This window comes from Rhodopila globiformis, from assembly GCF_002937115.1.
Taxonomy (GTDB): Bacteria; Pseudomonadota; Alphaproteobacteria; order Acetobacterales; family Acetobacteraceae; genus Rhodopila; species Rhodopila globiformis.
In genome coordinates this window covers 1-3249 of sequence record NZ_NHRY01000017.1, presented here as the reverse complement: position 1 = coordinate 3249, position 3249 = coordinate 1, and the positions used below count along the sequence as shown (strand labels likewise).

Here is a 3249-nt window from a genome sequence, read left to right as displayed (position 1 = left end):
GCGCGGGGGGAACGGCCGCGACGAGGGGCGGCGCAGGGGGCGGCGCAGGGGGCGGCACCACGTGCAGCTTCGGCACCATCGGCGCGGGGACGCTGACGGGCTCGGCCACGGCCGGAGGCGCCGCATCAGCCTCCAGGGCCGGCGGCGCGGCCGATAGCTGGTCGACGGAACTGGCCAGCGGCGGCAGGGTCGGCCCGGCGCCTTTCGCACAGGCCCCCGGCCGCTCGACGACCGGCTTGGCCGCATCCCGCTTGATCGGCGAGGGACGCGCATCGAGGTCCAGCCTGTGGGCTTTGCCAACGATCGCGTTTTTTGATACGCCCAGCCGGCGCCCGATTTCCGCAGTGGAATGACCCTCTGCCCAGAGAACGCGCAGGTGACGGATCGTCTCCTCGTTCCATACCATATGCTGGCTCCTAGGTGGACGCTGCCTACTAAATACAGTATGGTCCGTACGGTTGCGTGGCAATCGCCGAATCGTGTCAAGGCGCAGATTCCTGTGGACAACTGCGGCGGATGCGATTCGACCGCAGGCGGAGCCCGGGCCGACCCTGCGGTATTGGCGCCTGACGGCCCGGAAATCCCCGCTGGCCCGGGTGCAGGATGACTGCCACAAGATGGCCGCGTGCGGCAAGAGGCATTGCTGCCGCCGGGCGTAAATCCAGGGCGCCGTGTGGCCGGCGTGCATCGGCCCCGGCTGCGTGGTCATTGCCGGGAACGCGGTGACGGCGCAGTCTTGGCGGCGCACCTGCCAGAGGGGACGGCTGCGTTTCGCCCGCAATGCCCATGACGCCGACAGACAACCCGGTGCTGCAACGCTTCCGCGCGGTGCTCGACCAGGCCTATGGCAGCCGGATCGAGCGCGTGGTGCTGCCCGGCGGGCTCGATGCGCGGGCCGAGGCCGACTTCGAGGTCGCGGTGTTCCTGCATGGCCTGTCCGACCGCTGGCAGGAACTGGATCGCCTGGCCGACATCGGCTCCATGATGCTGCAGGAAACGGGCACGTGGATTCATGCGATGGCCTATGCGGCTGGCAGTTGGCGCGACCCGACGCCGCGGATGCACGAGATCCGGCAAGGCGTCGACCTGTGACGCCCGAGGCCGCGTGTTTCCTGCTGGCGGCGCGGGAGTGCCTGCTGAAGGCGCATGAGATGCTGGATCAATGGCCGGACGAGGCCGGGCGGGCCGCTTATGTGGCCGCGTTGCAGGCCGCCCGGGGGCTGATCTTCGAGCGCACCGGCGCGGTGGTCACGCGCCATGCCGCGGTCCAGGCGCAGTTCGGCCGGCTGGTCGCGCAGGACCCGAACGGCGGCGCCGGCGCGTGCCTGTTCCTGGGGCGGGCATACAATTTCCGGTTCGTCGCGGAAGAAGAAGCCGGCCCTGGCGGACTGGCGCCCGACCGTGCGGCAGCGGCGGTCGAGGAAGCCGAACGGACCGTTGCCTATGTAACGACGCTGCTGGCGGCCTGAGCCTGGCCGGAGCGCATTCGTTTTTTCCCGTCATGGTAGTTGTCTACTCGGCCAGAGGCGTCATGAGATCGACGTCGCCCGTCGCTCCAGGGTCCGCGACGGTGCGGGCTCGCCCGATAACCGTAACGTAGTAGCAAAGGATTTTTTCGTTCCATTACCGGTATATATTGCGCTGGCCGTGACGGGGTAACCGCGTCCGCGCCGGTGTGCCGGCACTGCGATGGCCGAAAATGGGCGAGATGCCGTTACTTCTCCGTCATGGCCGGGCGTGTCCCGGCCGTCTGCGCTTCGACGGCGGGGGGTGGATGGCCGGGACGCGCCCTACCGGATGCACACATCCTGGAAACGAGTCGGAAATGACCGTACAATCAAGTGCTTGCCTGGGCGCCGAGAGCGTTCCCCCATCGTCATGGCCCGGCTTGTCCGGGCCACCTGTCGCGGCACACGTGCTGGAATAGGTGGCCCGGACAAGCCGGGCCATGACGAAAGGGAAACGCAGCGGCGGACCGTTTCCGAGATGTGTGCTTTGCGTAGGGACGCGCCCGGCCATGACGGTGAGGGAGAGGCCCTTGTTCCGCCGGTCCGCTCATTCTGATACGTATGGGGACACGCCCGGCCATGACGATGGAGCGATGCATTTCAGTCGTGGCCGCCGGGTGATCGGCTGGTCAGGTCCCGATACACCAGCCTGGTCCGGTCTCCGTGGCGCTTTGTGATCCTCCGCTTTCTCCGTGTTGAAAATTGCGAACGCATGAACGGGCACCGACGGTTCCGGATGGCACGGACATTCCGGCCCCTCGTCCCGGGCGGGCACGCCCTGGCCAGCGCGGCGGCGTTGCGCCAGACTCGCCGTCCGTCCGACAGCAGGAGGCGACGATGCTGAAACCCTGTTTCGACCAATTGGCGGAGTACAACCGCTGGGCCAATCGCCGGCTCTACGACGATGCCGCATCGCTGGCCGATGCCGAGCGCAAGCGGCCCATCGGCCTGTTCTTCGGCAGCCTGCACGGGACGCTGAACCACCTGCTGGTCGCCGACTATATCTGGATGCGGCGGATGACCGGCGAGGGGCCGCAGCCGGAACGATTGAACCAGGTCCTGCATGAGGATTTCACCGAACTCCGCACGGCGCGAGAACAGGCGGACGAGCGGATCCTCGGCTTCGTCACGGCACTGGACGAAACGGAGTATGCCCGCGTGCTGGCGTACCAGAACTCCTCCGGCCGGACGTTCCGGCAGGCGCTGGGCCCGGCACTGCTGCATTTTTTCAATCACCAGACGCATCATCGCGGGCAAGCGCATGCAGGCCTGACGATCCTGGGGATCCGGGAGCCGGCCTCGCTGGACCTGCTGGCGCTGCAACGGTCCTGACGGCCGGGGCGCTGCGGTGTGGGGACTCCGGTGCCGCCAGCCAGGTGCTGCCGAGCAGCGCCTCCCGTCCGGGCGCGCCGCCTTGGCTGAGCCGCCAGGCAGCCTCGCTGAGCAGGCCGATGCGGGCGACGTCGGCGCGGCGCTGCCGTGGCGGCAGGCGGTCGAGGCCGGCGGCGAGCTCGGCCGCCACGTCGGTCATCGCGCCGGCCCAGACCAGCGCGCGCCGACGATGGCTCGGCGGTGGCGTGGGCGGAGTGAGGGGTTCTGGGGCAGGCCGCGCCGCCGCGGCCGATCGGCCGGGCGCGGCACCGCGCGGATCGGGCCCGGGTGAGGCAACCGCCGGCTGGACCGGCACCGGCGGGACAGGCACCAGCGGGACAGGCACCAGCGGGACAGGCACGGGCGGGAC

5 protein-coding genes are annotated in these 3249 nt (G+C 69.3%); 4 read left to right on the top strand and 1 reads right to left on the bottom strand.

The window, feature by feature from the left end; genetic code table 11:
- Positions 1-406: GcrA family cell cycle regulator (locus CCS01_RS00335; RefSeq protein ID WP_275112869.1), on the bottom strand; the 406-nt coding region annotated here is incomplete at its 3' end.
- Between the two features lie 380 nt (positions 407-786).
- On the opposite strand from CCS01_RS00335, the gene CCS01_RS00330 reads away from it, so the two are divergent.
- The 4 genes from CCS01_RS00330 to CCS01_RS32455 all read left to right on the top strand — a co-directional run bounded on the left by CCS01_RS00330 (position 787) and on the right by CCS01_RS32455 (position 3171).
- Complete coding sequence (locus CCS01_RS00330; protein ID WP_104516854.1) at positions 787-1092, top strand: hypothetical protein; 306 nt, start codon at positions 787-789, stop codon at positions 1090-1092.
- Positions 1089-1469, top strand: coding sequence for a HEPN domain-containing protein (locus CCS01_RS00325; protein WP_104516853.1), 381 nt, complete (start codon positions 1089-1091; stop codon positions 1467-1469). The genes CCS01_RS00330 and CCS01_RS00325 overlap by 4 nt, the downstream gene beginning before the upstream one ends.
- A gap of 876 nt (positions 1470-2345) precedes the next feature.
- Complete coding sequence (locus CCS01_RS00320) at positions 2346-2840, top strand: DinB family protein (protein WP_104516852.1); 495 nt, start codon at positions 2346-2348, stop codon at positions 2838-2840.
- A gap of 82 nt (positions 2841-2922) precedes the next feature.
- Entirely contained in the window at positions 2923-3171 is a 249-nt protein-coding gene (locus CCS01_RS32455) for a hypothetical protein (protein WP_146101501.1), read from the top strand.
- The last annotated feature ends 78 nt before the right edge of the window (positions 3172-3249 follow it).

Excerpts from the sequence above, each read along its gene's own strand:
- CCS01_RS00330 (WP_104516854.1), top strand. The coding sequence starts at position 787 with ATGACGCCGACAGACAACCCGGTGCTGCAACGCTTCCGCGCGGTGCTC.
- CCS01_RS00320 (WP_104516852.1), top strand. The coding sequence starts at position 2,346 with ATGCTGAAACCCTGTTTCGACCAATTGGCGGAGTACAACCGCTGGGCC.